Genomic DNA, 14,900 nt, shown 5'->3' on the forward strand with positions numbered 1-14,900 from the left:
GGGATGTCCTCCCTCGGGCAGGGAGGACATCTCAGGCTCTCGTTCGGACCGAGCGTCCAGCCGGGTGAGCCGGGTATTTCACCCGCCCTTTCACCCGCATCCGATGCCGACGCAGGCACCTGCGCCGTGCACGGTTAGTATCCGGTCATGCCTGCTTCCTCGAGGGGCCGTCTCGCGGCCGCTCTCGCTGCCCTCGCCCTGGCCGCATCCGCCCTCGCCGCCTGCGCCGCCGAGCCCGCGGCGCTTCAGACGGTCGCCGTGCCGGCGGATGCGCCCACGATCTCCGAGGCCGTGGCGCGGGTCGCCGAAGGCGGGCTCATCCTCGTCTCCCCGGGCGTCTACCCGGAGCAGGTCCTCATCGACAAGCCGGGGGTGACCGTGCGCGGCCTCGATCGCAACGACACCGTCGTCGACGGCGAGGGGCAGCGTCCCTACGGAATCGTCGCGATCGCCGACGGCGTGAGCGTCGAGAACCTGACGGTGACGGGAGCCACCTTCTACGGCGTGCTCGTCACGGGACTCCACGACGAGAACGGGCCCACGGCGCACGGCGGCGGCGGATACACGCACCTGGACCCGGAGAAGTTCCCCCCGGTCCAGCGCTTCTCGATCGATCACGTCACGGCCTACAACAACGGTCTGTACGGGCTCTACGCCTTCGACGCCCAGCACGGCGTCATCTCCAATTCCTACGCGTCCGGCTCCGCCGACAGCGGGATCTACGTCGGGCAGTGCCGGGACTGCGACATCACCGTCAGAGACAACATCGCCGAGAACAACGCCGTCGGCTTCGAGAACGCGAACGCCTCCGACAGCGTGTACATCGTGGGCAACCGCTTCAGCCGCAACCGCGTCGGTCTGACGCTGATCTCCAACTACCAGGAGGCCTTCGTCCCGCAGGCGGGCAACACCGTCGTCGGCAACCTCGTCTCGGACAACGTCGAACCCACCTCCCCCGTGCAGGCAGACGGCGGGTTCGGGATCGGGATCGGGATCAGCGGCGGCACGGACAACGACATCCGCGACAACCGCATCACCGGCAACGCGCGCGCGGGCATCCTGCTGGCGGGCACAGAGGATCTGCGCGCGCAGGGCAACGTCTTCACAGGCAACGCCTTCGAGGCCAACGGCGTCGACACCGCGAACATCTCGGGTCCGCGCGCGCCCGCGCAGGGGAACTGCGTGGATGCCGCCGCTGTCACAGTGCTGCCCGCGACCCTCGCCGCGGATTGCGCGAGCGGCGTGGATCAGCCGGCCGCGGCGTCGGCGGAGCTTCCCTCGTCCGTCGCTCCGCCCGGCGTCAGCTTCCGCGCCGTGCCGCCGCCCCCGCCGCAGCCTCAGCTTCCCGACCCCGACGCCCCCGCGCGCTCGCTCCCCGCCTCCCTCGGCGCCCCCGACCTCAGCCGCTATACACTTCCGGCGGCCGATCTGCTCGCCGCCGGGGCTCGCGGATGAGGGGCCGTCTCACCGCCGCACTGGTGGTCGCCGCCGTCGCGATCGCGACCCTCTCCGGATGCACCGCGGCGGCCTCCGACGACTTCGCCGCCGGCGACGCGCGCCCGCTCACGAGCGAGGAGGCCCAGGACCTCGCGACGATGCGGCTGCGCAACCAGGACACCGGCGCCCGCGCGATCTCGTTCTCGCTCACCGAGAAGGGCAGCGAATCGCGCTTCGACGGCTGGTACGACTACGCCTCGGTCATCGGCTACGGGCGGTGGCAGAGCATCGATCCGCAGCTGCTGCTGTGGAACACGCAGGTCGCGGGCACGCATCCGGCTTCGACCGCGACCCCGGAGGCCGGCGACGGCCCCGCGCCGCTACCCATCCCCGACGCCGATCAACTCGACACGGCGTGGGCCGGCGGGGCACTGGATCCCAGCGGTTCCCGCCGCGACGCCCTCCTGGCGGTCATCGCGCAGCTCGGCGCCGATCGCCCGGACAACCCGCTGCTGCTGCAGCAGGGCGGAGCGCTCTGGCTCGGCACGCGAGAGGTCGACGGTGAGACCCTGACGGTCTACGCGGGGCCCGAGAGCGATCAGGTCGCCGCGACACCCGCCGCCGACCCCGCCGCAGCCACCGTCCGCTACTGGCTCGACAGCACGTCACTCCTGCGCCGGCTCGATGTGCGCCTGGGTGGAGCCACGGAGTGGACGACCGTCACGTTCGCGGATGCCGACGGCGTCTCGCTCCCCGACGTGTTCACCGCGGCGGCGGGAACGACGCCGTGAGCGGGACACCCGCATCCGGGCTCAGCCGGCGCGCACTGCTGCTGGGCGGCGGTATCGGACTCGGTGGCGCGGCACTCGGCGCCGCGGGCGGGTGGGCGCTCGCGCAGAGCGCGGCGCCCGTTCCCGATGCTGCTCCGACGGCCGGAAGCGCAACCGTTCCCTCGCGGGGGCGCACGCAGGCGGGCATCGCTCGTCCGGCCACGCCGCAGCGCAACGGGCTGGTGGTCGTCGCAGACACCCCCGAGATCACCACGGCGGACGGGGTGCTCGCGATGCTGGCATCGCTCGGCGATCGCATCGACGCTCTCACCGATCCCGCAGCCACCGAGCGCATCGTGCTGCCGGACGGCCCCGGCGACCTGACGATCACGATCGGCCTCGGTCCTCGACTGGTCGCCGCGATCGACACGTCGCTTCCGGGAGCGGCGACGCTCCCGCGCTTCGCGAGCGACGCGTCACTGTCCGACGACATGCGCGGCGGGGACCTGCTGATCTCGGCCTATGCGTCGGATGCGGGTGCTCTGCACGCGAGCATCGCCGATGTCCTCGCCGCCGCAGGCGGAGCCGTCCGCCGGTGGACGCAGCCCTGCGTCCGAGGCGCCGGCGAGGGCACCATCGTGCGCAATCCGTTCGGGTACCACGACGGGATCATCGTGCCGCACACAGGCGACGAACTCGACGAGAACGTCTGGATCGCCGACGGCCCGGCAGCCGGAGGGACGATCGCGGTCATCCGGCGCCTCCGACTCGACACCGCCGGGTTCGGCGCACTGCCGGGCGAGCGGCAGGATGCGGTCGTCGGCCGCGTGCGCACCACGGGCGATCCCCTGTCCGGCGGTGGCCCCACGGCCGAGGCGGACCTGACGGCGAAGAGCCCGGACGGCAGCTATCTCGTGCCGTCGCGCTCACACGTGCGCGCGGCCCACCCCTCGTTCACGGGCAGCCGGCTCATGCTCCGGCGCGGGTACGCGTACAGCAATGCCGCAGGCCCCGGGCAGGAGCCCGACGACGGCCTGCTGTTCATGTGCTTCCAGCGGGAGCTCGACGATTTCGTGCGCACGCAGCATCGCCTCGACGAGACGGACGATCTGATGACGTTCGCCACGCCGACCGCATCCGCGTCGTTCCTCATCGTTCCGGGGCGGACGGACGGCGCCCTCGGCGCGAGCCTCGGTCGCTGAGAGTCAGAGCGGAAGGGTGCCGCGCATGACGGCGATCGCGCAGAGCAGGACGCTCGCCGCGAGGACGAGCGTCAGACCGAGCATGGCCAGGCGCACAGCGGCGCGGGAGGAGCGGGGCATGGGGGCCTCCGGGCGGTGAGGGTGCGGCGCTGTCGGAGACCGACGGCCGAGCGTCGATCTCCGACAGACGGGATCGGGTGAACAGACGCTAACCTCGGCGCACGGTGCCGCGAACACCCCGGCGCCGGGTTTCACCCGCGGCTTCACCCCGGCCCGTTCAGGCCGCGACGATCCCCCCGTTCAGACCCGCGAGGGTGCCGACGACGGCGAGCGCGACGAACGAGCCGTTGAAGACGATGTGGGCGACGAGCGCCGCCCAGAATCTGCCGGTCACCAGCACCAGCACGGACGTCGCGAGTCCGAACAGCGCGATGGATGCGGCGCCGGCCGCGCCGTCGGACAGCGATCCCGTGAACTGGTGGAGCAGCAGGAAGATACCGGTGCTGATCAGGGCCGCCCCCGCGCCGGCGACGGACGGCGAGCGCGTGAGGCGACGGAACACGGTGTACAGCGCGACCAGCAGGAACCCGCGGAAGAAGAACTCCTCCACGACGGGCGAGATGACGACGGGCACGACGGCGTCGACGAGCCAGTCCACACCCGAGAGGCCGCCGTTGGTCGTGGACAGCGCAGGCCAGAGCGCGGTGCCGCGCTCCGCCTGCTCGAACCAGCCGCTGATGACGCGCAGGCCGAGTCCGAGGATCAGCCCGAAGAGCAGGTCCGTCGCCCGGAAGCGCAGGAGGCCCCGCGGCACCGAGCGGGAGTAGGCGATCACGACGGGCACGATCATCGAGGCCCAGAGCACGAGGCTGCCGACCCACCCGCCCAACGTTCCGCCGATCAGCGTCGACGCCGCCGTCGCGATCAGCAGACCGGCGCCGAGCCCCATGAGTGCGCCGCCCACCAGCAGCCAGCTCCACCGCTGCGTCGTGCTGCCGCCCTGCAGCCAGACACGCGGTGCGCGTGGACGGCGCCGGCGGGGACGACGCTCGGGTTCCGGCTGCTCGTCGATCTCCGCCTCGACGAGACCGAGGTTCTCGAATCGTCCTGCGCTCGCCGCTGCGTCCTCACGGCGAGCGGTCCAGGCTCCGTCCGAGGCGCGCTCGAAGCGCGAGGAACGATAGGCGCCGGACTCGCCGCGGTCGGGCTCGGTAGGATCGCTCACAGGGGCCAGGTTACCGGGCAGGGCCCGGCGGACAGGAGACACCCGCGATGCTCGAGGTTCTGACGGTGTGCACCGGCAACATCTGCCGCTCGCCGTTCGCCGAGGTGATCCTCCGCGACGAACTGGGCCGGGTGGGCGTCACGGCCGCGAGCGCCGGAGTGAAGGCACTCGTCGACCAGCCCATGACGCCCGAGGCGGCGGCGCTCGCCCAGGCGTACGGCGTCCCGCAGGATCTGATCGGTGCGCATCGCGCGCGCTGGCTGAACGAGAGCCATCTGCGCACCCCCGCACTCGTGCTGGCGATGACGCGGGAGCACCGCAGAGCGGCCGTGGAGCTCGCTCCCGCGGCGACCCGGCGCACCTTCACCGTGCGCGAGCTCGCTCGCCTGGCCGCGCACGTGTCCGACGAAGACGCCCGCTCGGTGGCCGACGCAGCGGGTTCCGACCCGCGCGCGCGGCTGGATGCGCTGCTCGCACACCTCGTGTCGGTGCGCGGCGAGATCGAGGCACCAGCCGATCCCTCGCTCGACGACGTCGTCGACCCGTACCGGCGGGAGTGGGAGGTGTACGAGCAGATGGCGTCCGAGCTGATGCCTGCACTGGGGGAGACGGTACGACTGCTCGCCCTCGCGACGCGTACGTGAGACTTCATGAGAGTTTTCACCCGTTTGTGTCAAGTGCTCTGTGCTGACTCCCAGACTTCTGCCAGAGTGGTGCGGTCAATCCGTCTCGAGCAAAAGGACTCTTCATGACTCAGCAGCCCGCTCCCGGCGTCGACTACCCGGGCAAGACTCTCGGCGTCGTCGGCCTTGTCGTCGCGATCTTCTTCAACGTCATCGGACTCATCATCTCTGCCATCGCCTTCAACCAGTCGAAGAAGGCCGGCTACAAGAACACCCCCGCCCTCGTCGGCATCATCATCGGCGCCGTGCTCTTCGGCCTGGGTGTCATCCTCTGGATCATCGCCATCGTCGCCGGCGTCGCCGCGGTGAACATGAACAGCTACTGAGACCCCTGAAAGACGAGGGGCCGCGGCCGTTCGGCCGCGGCCCCTCGTCTTTCCTCGGTGCGGTTGACGGCGCTCGCATCCCGCCTTCGTTATTCACGGTCCGCGGCGCGGATCCGCGCCGCGAAAGGGAGTTGAGTAGGGCACGTGGACGCAGAGAGTGCGACACGGGTGCCGGTGGAGACAGACCCCTGCGGTGGGTTGGCGGTCTCTCTCCCCGACACGCCTTCCGTGTCGTGACGTGTTCGTCGGTTCCCGCACAAGCGCAGACGTCGGGACCGGCCACGATCTGCACCCGCACTCGGACCGCTGCGCCGCGTTTCGACGCTGACGCAGCGGTCCGAGTGGTTCGATGTCGAGCCGGTCGTGTCGCGGTGGGGCGGGCGGGGCTCGGGATGCCGATCGCCCCCCTCACCGCGAGACGACCGGCCCGCGGGCGGCGTCAGGATGCGGCCAGACTCCCCACACCGCCGTCGTGATAGACGAGCGGCGCCGTGCCGCGGTGGCTCGATCCGCCGAGCACCTCCAGCACGACCAGCCGATGATCGCCGAGGGGCTCATCGCTGTGCACCCGGCACTCGAGCCACATGCGCGCGCCGTCGATGAGGATCGCGCCGCCGTCGGTCTGCGCCGTGACGAGGCCGGCGAACCGATCGCCCGCGCGCGACGCGAGCGTGCGCACCGCCGCCGCGTTCTCCTCACCGAGCACCGAGACCCCGATGCGGGAGGCGCCGGAGATCAGCGGCCACGTGCGCGAGGACTGCTGAGCGGAGAAGAGCACGAGCGGCGGGTCGAACGAGATGCCGAGCGCGAACGAGGTCGCCACCATCGCCTGCGGCCCCTCCGGCGTGAGCGCACAGATCGCCGCGATGCCGGTGGGATGCTGCGCGAACATGTCGCGCACCGCATCCGCATCCGTGGGAGCTGCGGGAAGGACGGTACGGGCGATTCCGTCGGGTCCGGGGACGATCTGCGCCCACGGGTGGTTCCAGGTCATTGCGGCTCTCCTTCACACCCGTCCAGCGCAGTCCGCGGGCGCACCGCCACGCTACGAAGCCGGTGTTACGCGGGTTTTACGCGGGAGTGAAGATACCTGACGACGATCATTCGATTACCGACAGCTATCGTCACGCCGCGGGACGCGCCGCGTAGTCGCGTACCGAGCCGTCGCCGGCGGCGTGCCGGTCACCGGCGGCTCGGATGTCGCGCACGGCCGAGCGGGGCGCGTCGCCCGGTGCGCGTCCGCCGTCGCCGTCGACGGGGAGCGTGATCGTGGCCGTCGTGCCCTCACCCACCGTGCTGCACAGCAGCACCTCGCCGCCCTGGCGTTCGATGAGCGCCTTCGTGCTCGCCAGTCCGATCCCGGTTCCGCCGTCGTCCGGGTTCGACAGCCGACCGCGTTCGAGGGGGTCGAAGATGCGCTCGAGGTCCTCCGGGGCGATACCGCGTCCACGATCCGAGATCGCGATGCGCGCCTGGGAACCGTCCACCTCCACCGATATCTCGATGGGTCCCTCGCTGTACTTCGCCGCGTTGTCGACGAGATTCGCGATCGCGCGCCGCAGCGCCACCGGGTCCGCCTGCACCGCGACCGAGCGCGGCGATCGATAGCGGATGCGTCCGTACGCGTCACCGGGGAGCACCAGCTCGGCCGCCTCCCGCACCGTGACGGAGGCATCCGCTCGGCTCCGCGCCTGGCGCGGGCGGGAGGGCACGAGCCGCGCGGACAGGTCCTGGATCATCGTGGCGAGGTGGTCGGTGACGGCGGAGATGCGTTCGACCGCGGCGACCGTGGCGCCACCGGGCTCGGCCATGAGGTCCACGTAGCCGCGCAGGGCGGTGATGGGCGAGAGGAAGTCGTGCGCGAAGGCTCGCAGGAAGTCGAGCTCCGCATCCTCCCGCTGTTTGGCGGCCGTGAGATCGGAGACGATCTTCACGAAACCGGCGACCTCACCCGCGTCGTCGCGCAGCGCCGTGATGATGACGTGGGCCCAGAACAGCGAGCCGTCGGCACGCACCCGCCAGCCGTTGTCCTCGACCGATCCCCGCGTCGCGGCGATCGCGAGCAGGCGCAGCGGCACGCCGCGCAGCTGGTCCTCCTCGCGATAGAAGCGCGTGAAGGAGGAACCGAGGATCTCCTCGGGCGTGTACCCCTTCAACTTCTCGGCACCCGGATTCCACCCCACGACCCGGCCCTCGACGTCGAGGTGCACGATGGCCACGGAGGTGACCTGCGCGGTCCAGTCCTGCACGAGCGCGCCCGTCGCGGCGTCCGCGGGGACGGCGGTGACGGGAACGGGCAGGCCGACACCGGATGCGGGCGCGGCCGCGACCGGCGCCTCGTCGATCGACGGTGCGGCGGAGGATTCGGACTCGGAGATATCGGCTCCCATCGGGACGTCGATCAGTTCATCGCTCGTCGGCTCGGCGCGTCGGGTACGCGTCATCTGGATTCTGCACTAAACATGCCCGCGCCGCATCCGCTCGACGGCTCACGACGTCAGTCTGCGTAGGGCCGCTCCCTTGTGAGCCGCCTCGGCACCGGTCTTCTCCGAGGCGACGATGTACGCGGGTTCTTCGGCGGAGGCGGTGAAGTGCTGTCCGTCGAAGGTGAAGTCACGGGTACGCGTGTCGACGATCCGCCCACGCGTGCGCCCCTGGGACGTGTTCCAGCTCACTCGATCGCCCACACTCAGCCGCTCGCCCATGTCGTCCATGTTGCGTCGGCGTCTCGTCGCCCGCAGCCGGGTTGACAGCACTCCACTCCGTACGCGTATCACATCCGCTCTCGCCGAGGAGGGCCCTCGACCGATCGGATCGACGCGCGTGACGATGGCGACACGCATCCGCAGAGGAGGAGACGGACATGTCCGAGAACGCACACGAAGAGCTCGCCGGTCTGATCAAGAAGTTCCGGTTCGCCATGGTCACCACCACCGAGGCCGACGGCAAGCTCGTGGCCCACCCGCTCACCGTGCAGGAGGCGGAGTTCGACGGCGACCTGTGGTTCATCGTCGGCACGGTGACCTCCGCCGCCGTCAACGTCGCGCGCGAGTCCCGCGTGAATGTGTCGCTCAGCAGCGACGACACGTGGGTGTCGTTGTCGGGGACGGCCGCGATGGTCGATGACCGGGCGAAGCTCGAGCAGCTGTGGAGCCCCGCCGTCGACGCCTGGTTCGAGGGCGGCCCGGCAGACCCCGCTGCGGGTCTCCTGCGCTTCCACGCCGACAGCGCGGAGTACTGGACGGCGCCGGGCGGCAAGATCGTCCGCGCCGTCGCCGCCCTCACCGGCCACCGCGTCGAAGGCGAGAACGAGACCGTCGAGCTCTGAGGCATCGCGCCCGGGCCTTCGAGGGTCCGGGCGCGACGGGTCACCTCGCGAACACCGCCTCGCCGTCCACGAGCACCAGCCGCACGTCGTCTGCGCGGGAGGCCAGGACGATCCGCGCCTCCGGCGACATCGCCGGGCCGCCGGAGGCGGCGCGAACGACCAGGTCGGCGCGCTTGCCCGGCTCGAGAGAGCCGATGACGTCAGACATGCCCAGCACCCGGGCCGCGTCGATCGTGGCGTGAGCCAGCAGCTCGGCTGCGGTGACCCGCCCGGCGCCCGTTCCGGCCGCCCGGTCGAAGGCGAGTGCGTGTCGCATCTCGGCGACCATGTCCGCGGGCGTGTTGAGGCTGCGATTGTCGAGACCGAGGCCCACCACGATGCCGGACTCCCGCAGCTCCCCCAGTGCGCTGCGGTGGGCGCCGGAATACATGGAGGAGGCCGCGCAGTGCACGCCGCCGCATCCGTGAGCCGCCAGCAGCTCCCTGTCGTCCGGATCCGTCGCGCTGAGGTGGGCTCCGACCAGGCTCGGACCCAGCAAGCCCAGCCGCTGCAGGCGGGCGACCGCCCGCTCGGGCCTTCCCGCGTGAACGGGGATGCCGGCCGCGCCCGCCTCGGACGCGCACAGGTGCGTGGTCATGCCGGGCGCGTCGAGAGCACCCAACCCCACCAGCAGCGCGTCGGAGGCCATCTCGGGCAGTTCCGTGCAGGCGAACACCGACACCCGCCCCGATCCGGCGTCCAGCGCCGACGCGGCGAAGCGCAGCGCCGTCTCCGTGGGGGCGACAAGAGCCTCACGTCGGAAACCACCCGCACGTTCGGCGGCGTCGAGCCACGGGTCCCACTGCACGGGGAGGCGGTCGGAGACCATCGGCGCCAGGACCCACCGGATCCCGGACCCCCGCGCGGCCCTCGCGCTCGCCGCGAAGGCGTCGTCCGCGCGCCGCGTGCCGACGTCGCCGACGCCCCAGCAGTCGAGCACCGTCGTGATGCCGGCGCGCGCCGCATCAGTCGCGAGGCTGCGCACCGCATGCGCCGCATCCGCCGGGGTGAGGGCGAGGACGGTGCGGTAGTACGTTCCGAACAACCAGTCGAAGAACGGCACGGACGCATCCAGCGAGCCGGCCGCGGCCGCATCCATGGAGTGCGTGTGTGCGCTGACGAACCCGGGGTGCACGATGCCGCCGCGGGCATCGATCCGCTCGCGCGCCGCCGGCGCGGGCCCCTCGCCCACGGCATCGACGATGCCGTCGCGGATCGCGATCCACCCCCGGGCGACGCGCCGCGCCGCATCCATCGTGACGACGAGGGCGTCGTCGATGACGGTGTCGACCACGCTCACGTGCGCGGGAACACCGGAATGCGGCCGAGCACCGCGACGCGGTCCTCGTATGGCGCGAGCGCCGCAGGCCACCCCTCCCCCTCGGCCAGGAGCGCACCGATCCCGACGATCTCGGCACCCGCCCGCTCGAGCAGGCGCAGCGCGGCGCCCGACGAGGAGCCGCTGGAGATCACGTCATCGACGAACAGCACCCGCTTGCCCGCGACCGCCGAAAGGCGCGCGCGGTCCAGGAGCAGGGCAGCGCCCGTCGTGCTGGTGATGGCGTGCACGGGTTCCTCCAGCGCGTCGCCGAGGTGCACCTTGCGGGTCTTCTGCAGGATCACGTAGTCGTCGAGGCCGAGCGCGCGAGTGACCTCGATCGCGACCGGGATCCCGAGCGTCGCGGGTGCCACGACGACATCGACGCCCGCATCCGCGAAGTGCTCGGCCAGCTCGCGCCCGGCGGTCTCGGCGAATCGCACCCCGTGATCGATCACCATCATCAGCGCGATGGACAGGTCGTCGGAGACGGGGATGATCGGCAGCGTGATCTGCTGGCTGCCGACCTGAGCGAGGTAGGTGTCTGCGGGCATGCCCGGAGGCTACGCCGCGCGTGTGTCGCCCCGGTTTCGTGCCCTGGTCTCGCGCCCGCCCCTTCCCGGTGCCCGAACTCCTGCAGAACCGCCACCCGCAGCCGAATACAGCCCCGAAGCGCCCCATCTGCAGGAGTTCGGGCACGCCCGACGCCGCACCCGGGGGACGGATGCCGAACGCGACCCCGGCCGCACCCCGGGCTGCGTGCCGCCGTCTGCCACCCACCCCCGGCAGCCCGAACTCCTGCAGAACCGGCACCCGCAGCCGCATCCAGCCCCGGACCGCCCCATCTGCAGGAGTTCGGGCACGCCCGACGCCGCACCCACCCGAGTCAGGGAACGGCGCAGGCGCTCTCGACCGGCACGCGGATCGGGCTCGCGGCCCGAGTCATCCGCGGAGGGCTGCGATGGGCTCGATGCGCGCGGCGCGCCGCGCAGGCAACCAGCCGGCGGCGAGCCCCACGACGGCGCCGAGGAAGGCCCCACCGACGGCGACCAGCGGGTTGATCACCGGACTCCACCCCGCGATCACCGAGACCAGGACCACCGAGAGCACCGCCACCGCCGAGCCCATGATCCCGCCGAGCATTCCGATGATCGCGGACTCCGCGATGAACTGCCCCGCGATCTGCCGCGGGGTCGCGCCCAGCGCCCGCCGCAGTCCGATCTCGGGCGTGCGCTCCATCACCGAGAGCAGGGTGACGTTGGCGATGCCGAGCCCTCCCGCGAGGAGCACGATGACACCGAGCGCGATGAAGACGACGTTCACGTCGGCCTGCACGTTCTGGCTCAGGTCACTGCGTCCGCTGGGAGCGGCCACCTTGATCTGGTCCGGGGCGTCGGGGGCCAGGGCGAGCGGGGCCTGCTCGCCGATCTGCGGCCCCGCCCCCACGACGACGCGTGCCTGGATGCTGCCGGGAGCCGCCAGCGAGAAGTCGGCGCGCGCGGTGCCGACCGGGATGATGACCGCGTCCTGCAGGTCCGCGCGCCGCTCGAAGGAGTCGACGATGCCGATGACGGCATACGCCAGCCCGTCGATGAAGATCGAGGGCTGGCTGTCGACGCGATTGATGGCGAGCCGGTCCGCCTCCCGCGCCCCGAGCACCGCGACGCGGTCGCCGCGCACATCGTGCCCGCCGTCGAACATGCGCCCCTCGACGACCCGGCCACCCAGCGCATCGAGCAGACCCGAGGATGCGGCGACGACCGGAGCGGGTGCCGAGGATGCGGCAGAGGGGTCGTACACGGGCACCGCGGTGATCGCGGAGCCCGCCGGAAGCGTCACCTCGGCGAGGGTCGCTGCGGCGACCACGCCCGCGAGTCGCTCGACGCGCTCGGCGCCGTCCCAGGGCAGGCGCGCGGTGGCGACGGAGGCGCCGGACTGCGTGCGTGCCTCGGCCGGCGTGATCTCCACACGTGTGGCCGCCGCCTGATCGAACTGGCGAGCGATCTGACCCGCGGCCGTCTGCGCGAACCCGAGGGTCGCGACGAGGGCGCCGATGCCGAGCACGGTGCCTGCGATGGTCATGATGAGCCGCGCGGGGCGCGAACCGATGTCGGCGGTCGCCTCGGCGACGAGGTCCTGCGACGTGAAGCGGTCGGCACGGGGCGTGGGCGGCACCAGCGCGCTGAGGTCGACGCGCTCCCGGGCGGCGGCACGGTGGCGTCTCATGCCACCTCGCTCAGGCGGCCGTCGGCGATCCGCACACGGCGGCTCGCCCGCGCGGCGACGGCGTCGTCGTGCGTGATGACGATGAGGGTGAGCCCGTCGGCGCGGAGCTCGTCGAAGAGGTCCATGACCTCGTCGGAGGTGCGGCGGTCGAGGTTGCCCGTGGGCTCGTCGGCGAGCAGCAGGCTCGGCCGACTGACGACCGCGCGCGCCACGGCCACGCGCTGGCGCTCACCGCCGGAGAGCAGCCCCGGCAGGAAGCCGGTGCGTCCGCCCAGCCCCACCCGGTCGAGCGCGGCACGCGCACGATCCTCGCGCTCACCGCGCGGCACGCCGCTGTAGAGCATCGGCATCAGCACGTTGTCGAGCACGGTACGCCGCGACATGAGGTGGAAGGCCTGGAACACGAACCCGATCCGGCGCGCCCGGACGGCGGCTCTGCTGTCCTCGTCGAGGGATGCGGTGAGCACGCCGTCGAGGTGGTACTCCCCGACGCTCGGTCGGTCGAGCAGGCCCAGGATGCTCAGCATCGTGGACTTTCCGGAGCCGCTGGGACCGACGATGGAGACGTAGTCGCCCCGCTCGACCGTGAGGTTGATCCCCTTCAGCGCCTGCACCTCCGGAGGGCCGGGGAAGGACCGGGTGACATCGCGCAGCTGCACGAGCGGCGCCGCCGAGCCCGAGTCGATCCCGGCCGCATCCGTCACGACCGTGGTCTGAGTCATCGTCCGACCACGACCAGGTCGCCCTCGCCGACGGCGCCCTCGAGCGGCGAGATCTCCACCGCGCCGCTGGCGGCGAGGCCCGTCTTCACGGTGACCAGGCGGGTCTTCGCGTCGGGGTCGCGGGGGTCGCCTTCGACGACCTCGACCCGCGCCTCGCCGCCGGGCCCCGCCGTCAGGGCGGCGACCGGCACCGAGAGGACCTCGCCCTCGGTCGCGCCCACGGGGATCGCGACGCGCACGTTGGATCCCTGCATCTGCTGGATCTGCTCGGGCGTCAGCGGGTCGGGCTCCAGCTCGATCGACCAGCGCCCCGACGAGTCCTTGCTGGTGCTGGGGGCGAGAGCGGTGATGACAGCGCGGTGGGGCGTTCCGTCGGGCAGCTCGAAGCTCGCCTCGCCGCCCACCTGCAACAGGGCCGCATCCGCTTCGCCCGCCGACCCGGTGAGGCGCACGGTGGCGCCGGAGACGGTCATCGCGGCGCCCTGCAGCACCGCGCCGCGGGTGACGTTGACCGTATCGACACGACGCGGCAGGCCCGTCAGGTACAGCACCTCGGACGAGGGCAGGAAGGCCATGGAATCCTCGCGCGCACGCTGCAGATCCTGCTGCGCCTGCTGCACCTGAACGTTCGCGGCGTCGATGGCCGCGCGCTGCGCGGAGGTGTCCGCGGGCGCATCCAACTGCTGACGCTGCAGCTGAGTCAGCGCGAGCTGATCCTGTGCCGCGGCGATCTCGGATGCGTTCCCCTTGGCGATCGCATCGTTCACCGCGCGCTGCGCCGCCGCCACCTCGTTGTCCGCCTGCTTGATCGCGACAGGATCGGCTCCCGACTGCGCCTTGCGCAGATCTGCCTGCGCCGCGGCGACCGCCTGCTGGGCCGAGCGCACGCCGGCTTCGGCGGCGCTCACGGCCTGGGCGGCCCCCTCATCCCCGGAGGGCGCCGGGTAGCCGACGGCGGCGTACAGCGCCGTGATGCCGGCGGATGTCTGGGCGTCGAACACGTTCGAGGCGGGGTCTCCGCCGTCGATGCCGACGCTGCGCAGCGCGTTCTTGAGCTGCACGACATCGGGCCCCGAGACGCCGAAGCGCAGGCTCCGATACGCGGGCAGGTCGCCGGGCAGCACGATCACGGGACGCCCCGCGACCTCCAGCGCGATCGACAGCGCGTTCAGCTCGGTGCCCACCTCGGGCACCTGACCGGTGACGACGGCGGGCCCCGACAGGGTGGCCGTGTCGATGGTCACCTCGACCGCGTCCGCATAGCCGACATCGGCTCGGATCGTCACGTCGTTGCTCAGCTCGCCGAACTCCACCGGAACCGTGATGAGTCCGGGCTCCGGCGCGTCGGCGCGGGATGCGGCCTCCACCGGTGAGACGACGAACGTCCCCACGAGCAGTCCGATCACGAGGCTCGCCACCGCGACGGCGGAGGTGATCCACAGCGGACGGTTGCCGCGGAACACGCGCCCCCACCCGCGCAGGGCGGCGAAGCGCCCACGGGCACCTCCCGCATCCTCCGCGTCGGTCGCGGCCGCGGCCGCGTCCTCGCCGAGCAGCTCGCGCGTGAGCGCGGAGTCGTCCGAGGCGTCGTCGGAGGCGGGATCGAGGTCCTTTCGCGCCACCT

15 protein-coding genes are annotated in these 14,900 nt (G+C 72.0%); 6 read left to right on the forward strand and 9 right to left on the reverse strand.

The genetic code is table 11. The features are described from left to right. Positions 1-147: 147 nt before the first annotated feature. Genes LXM64_RS12925 through LXM64_RS12935 form a run of 3 tightly spaced genes read left to right on the forward strand, consistent with a single transcriptional unit; the run spans position 148 to position 3,409 of the window. Positions 148-1,455 (forward strand): right-handed parallel beta-helix repeat-containing protein, encoded by a 1,308-nt coding sequence (locus LXM64_RS12925; RefSeq protein WP_234073546.1) that lies wholly within the window; start codon positions 148-150, stop codon positions 1,453-1,455. Beyond that, complete coding sequence (locus LXM64_RS12930; RefSeq protein ID WP_234073547.1) at positions 1,452-2,228, forward strand: hypothetical protein; 777 nt, start codon at positions 1,452-1,454, stop codon at positions 2,226-2,228. Before LXM64_RS12925 ends, LXM64_RS12930 begins: the two co-directional genes overlap by 4 nt. Continuing rightward, entirely contained in the window at positions 2,225-3,409 is a 1,185-nt protein-coding gene (locus LXM64_RS12935) for a Dyp-type peroxidase (protein ID WP_234073548.1), read from the forward strand. Before LXM64_RS12930 ends, LXM64_RS12935 begins: the two co-directional genes overlap by 4 nt. A gap of 277 nt (positions 3,410-3,686) precedes the next feature. Here the strand turns inward: LXM64_RS12935 and LXM64_RS12940 are convergent, their stop codons facing one another. Then, on the reverse strand, positions 3,687-4,634 hold the full coding sequence (locus tag LXM64_RS12940) for a CPBP family intramembrane glutamic endopeptidase (RefSeq protein WP_234073549.1): 948 nt from the start codon (positions 4,632-4,634) through the stop codon (positions 3,687-3,689). Positions 4,635-4,681: 47 nt separating this feature from the next. On the opposite strand from LXM64_RS12940, the gene LXM64_RS12945 reads away from it, so the two are divergent. Next, entirely contained in the window at positions 4,682-5,278 is a 597-nt protein-coding gene (locus tag LXM64_RS12945) for a low molecular weight phosphatase family protein (RefSeq protein WP_234073550.1), read from the forward strand. Positions 5,279-5,382: 104 nt separating this feature from the next. Further along, a complete protein-coding gene (locus tag LXM64_RS12950; RefSeq protein ID WP_137419029.1) occupies positions 5,383-5,643 on the forward strand; it encodes a hypothetical protein in 261 nt (86 codons plus the stop codon). Positions 5,644-6,082: 439 nt separating this feature from the next. On the opposite strand, the gene LXM64_RS12955 is transcribed toward LXM64_RS12950, so the two are convergent. The 3 genes from LXM64_RS12955 to LXM64_RS12965 form a co-directional block, all read right to left on the reverse strand. After that, positions 6,083-6,637 carry a flavin reductase family protein gene (locus tag LXM64_RS12955; protein ID WP_234073551.1) on the reverse strand — a complete coding sequence of 185 codons (555 nt, stop codon included), beginning with the start codon at positions 6,635-6,637 and terminating at the stop codon, positions 6,083-6,085. A gap of 130 nt (positions 6,638-6,767) precedes the next feature. Next, entirely contained in the window at positions 6,768-8,087 is a 1,320-nt protein-coding gene (locus tag LXM64_RS12960; protein ID WP_234073552.1) for a PAS domain-containing sensor histidine kinase, read from the reverse strand. Between the two features lie 45 nt (positions 8,088-8,132). Then, positions 8,133-8,348 carry a DUF2945 domain-containing protein gene (locus tag LXM64_RS12965; RefSeq protein ID WP_234073553.1) on the reverse strand — a complete coding sequence of 72 codons (216 nt, stop codon included), beginning with the start codon at positions 8,346-8,348 and terminating at the stop codon, positions 8,133-8,135. Positions 8,349-8,506: 158 nt separating this feature from the next. On the opposite strand from LXM64_RS12965, the gene LXM64_RS12970 reads away from it, so the two are divergent. Then, positions 8,507-8,971, forward strand: a complete 465-nt coding sequence (locus LXM64_RS12970) for a pyridoxamine 5'-phosphate oxidase family protein (RefSeq protein WP_234073554.1) — start codon at positions 8,507-8,509, stop codon at positions 8,969-8,971. Between the two features lie 40 nt (positions 8,972-9,011). Here the strand turns inward: LXM64_RS12970 and LXM64_RS12975 are convergent, their stop codons facing one another. From LXM64_RS12975 to LXM64_RS12995, 5 genes are all read right to left on the reverse strand, one after another. After that, on the reverse strand, positions 9,012-10,310 hold the full coding sequence (locus tag LXM64_RS12975) for an amidohydrolase family protein (protein ID WP_234073555.1): 1,299 nt from the start codon (positions 10,308-10,310) through the stop codon (positions 9,012-9,014). Further along, positions 10,307-10,882 (reverse strand): phosphoribosyltransferase family protein, encoded by a 576-nt coding sequence (locus LXM64_RS12980; RefSeq protein WP_234073556.1) that lies wholly within the window; start codon positions 10,880-10,882, stop codon positions 10,307-10,309. The genes LXM64_RS12975 and LXM64_RS12980 overlap by 4 nt, the downstream gene beginning before the upstream one ends. Before the next feature lie 388 nt (positions 10,883-11,270). After that, the gene (locus tag LXM64_RS12985; RefSeq protein WP_234073557.1) at positions 11,271-12,554 is read right to left on the reverse strand and encodes an ABC transporter permease; all 1,284 of its coding nucleotides are present in this window, start codon (positions 12,552-12,554) and stop codon (positions 11,271-11,273) included. After that, positions 12,551-13,276 carry an ABC transporter ATP-binding protein gene (locus LXM64_RS12990; RefSeq protein ID WP_234073558.1) on the reverse strand — a complete coding sequence of 242 codons (726 nt, stop codon included), beginning with the start codon at positions 13,274-13,276 and terminating at the stop codon, positions 12,551-12,553. Before LXM64_RS12990 ends, LXM64_RS12985 begins: the two co-directional genes overlap by 4 nt. Next, positions 13,273-14,898 (reverse strand): DUF1090 domain-containing protein, encoded by a 1,626-nt coding sequence (locus LXM64_RS12995; protein ID WP_234073559.1) that lies wholly within the window; start codon positions 14,896-14,898, stop codon positions 13,273-13,275. The genes LXM64_RS12990 and LXM64_RS12995 overlap by 4 nt, the downstream gene beginning before the upstream one ends. Positions 14,899-14,900: the final 2 nt, after the last annotated feature.

This window comes from Microbacterium binotii, from assembly GCF_021398715.1.
GTDB lineage: Bacteria > Actinomycetota > Actinomycetes > Actinomycetales > Microbacteriaceae > Microbacterium > Microbacterium binotii_A.

What these genes read in the sequence shown, in the direction of transcription:
- LXM64_RS12925 (WP_234073546.1), top strand. Translation starts at nt 148, where the DNA reads ATGCCTGCTTCCTCGAGGGGCCGTCTCGCGGCCGCTCTCGCTGCCCTC.
- LXM64_RS12930 (WP_234073547.1), top strand. Translation starts at nt 1,452, where the DNA reads ATGAGGGGCCGTCTCACCGCCGCACTGGTGGTCGCCGCCGTCGCGATC.
- LXM64_RS12945 (WP_234073550.1), top strand. Translation starts at nt 4,682, where the DNA reads ATGCTCGAGGTTCTGACGGTGTGCACCGGCAACATCTGCCGCTCGCCG.
- LXM64_RS12950 (WP_137419029.1), top strand. Translation starts at nt 5,383, where the DNA reads ATGACTCAGCAGCCCGCTCCCGGCGTCGACTACCCGGGCAAGACTCTC.
- LXM64_RS12955 (WP_234073551.1), bottom strand. Translation starts at nt 6,637, where the DNA reads ATGACCTGGAACCACCCGTGGGCGCAGATCGTCCCCGGACCCGACGGA.
- LXM64_RS12960 (WP_234073552.1), bottom strand. Translation starts at nt 8,087, where the DNA reads ATGACGCGTACCCGACGCGCCGAGCCGACGAGCGATGAACTGATCGAC.
- LXM64_RS12965 (WP_234073553.1), bottom strand. Translation starts at nt 8,348, where the DNA reads ATGGGCGAGCGGCTGAGTGTGGGCGATCGAGTGAGCTGGAACACGTCC.
- LXM64_RS12970 (WP_234073554.1), top strand. Translation starts at nt 8,507, where the DNA reads ATGTCCGAGAACGCACACGAAGAGCTCGCCGGTCTGATCAAGAAGTTC.
- LXM64_RS12980 (WP_234073556.1), bottom strand. Translation starts at nt 10,882, where the DNA reads ATGCCCGCAGACACCTACCTCGCTCAGGTCGGCAGCCAGCAGATCACG.
- LXM64_RS12985 (WP_234073557.1), bottom strand. Translation starts at nt 12,554, where the DNA reads ATGAGACGCCACCGTGCCGCCGCCCGGGAGCGCGTCGACCTCAGCGCG.
- LXM64_RS12990 (WP_234073558.1), bottom strand. Translation starts at nt 13,276, where the DNA reads ATGACTCAGACCACGGTCGTGACGGATGCGGCCGGGATCGACTCGGGC.